Source organism: Microbacterium sp. CIAB417 (genome assembly GCF_022788845.1).
In genome coordinates this window covers 1-851 of record NZ_JAHZUT010000029.1, presented here as the reverse complement: position 1 = coordinate 851, position 851 = coordinate 1, and the positions used below count along the sequence as shown (strand labels likewise).

1 rRNA gene is annotated in these 851 nt (G+C 54.6%); it reads left to right on the top strand.

Going from position 1 to position 851, the window contains the following annotated elements:
- Positions 1-378 precede the first annotated feature (378 nt).
- A 23S ribosomal RNA gene (locus tag KYX17_RS31575) occupies positions 379-851 on the top strand; the annotation flags it as partial.

Sequence of the window (851 nt, the reverse complement as noted above, 5' to 3'; positions counted from 1 at the left end):
TCTGGCACTTCGGTGTCCAGGGCCCTGATCAGAGCGAATGTCTCTGCAGGGTGCTCATGGGTGGAACATTTGACGAGGCATCAGGGTCTGAGGATTCTGCTGAGTACGCCGCTTGCGGTGGGAAAGGTGGGGTTGGAGGAGCCTGGTGCATGCACGCTGTTGGGTCCTGAGGGACCGGGTGTGACTCCTTTGGGGGTTGCTGCTGTACCTCTGGGCCTTCTTCTGCTGCCTTTGGTGGTGGGGGTTGGTACCGCCCGTACTTTGAGAACTACACAGTGGACGCGAGCATCTTAGAGATGAATCTTCGGATTCATTTCACAGGTGATCTTTTTTAGATCATTTAGTCAATTTTCGAGTTGACGATTCAAACTCATGTGATTTCAAGTCTTTAAGAGCAAACGGTGGATGCCTTGGCATCTGGAGCCGAAGAAGGACGTAGCAATCTGCGATAAGCCTCGGGGAGTGGATAAGCACACTTTGATCCGAGGGTCTCCGAATGGGGAAACCCCGCTGGGCGGCGTGCCGACCTAGTGACTCCCGCCTGAATATATAGGGCGGGTAGAGGGAACGTGGGGAAGTGAAACATCTCAGTACCCACAGGAAGAGAAAACAACCGTGATTCCGTGAGTAGTGGCGAGCGAAATCGGAAGAGGCTAAACCTAGCGTGTGTGATAGCCGGCAGGCGTTGCACGTTGGGGGTTGTGGGACTTTCTTGATCATCCTGCCGGGTGATCGACGTGACAGAAGCGTATAGACGAATGGTCTTGAAAGGCCAGCCATAGTGGGTGCCAGCCCCGTAGTCGAAATGCGTGTTCTGGCGTGGAGAGTATCCCAAGTAGCACGGGGCCCGA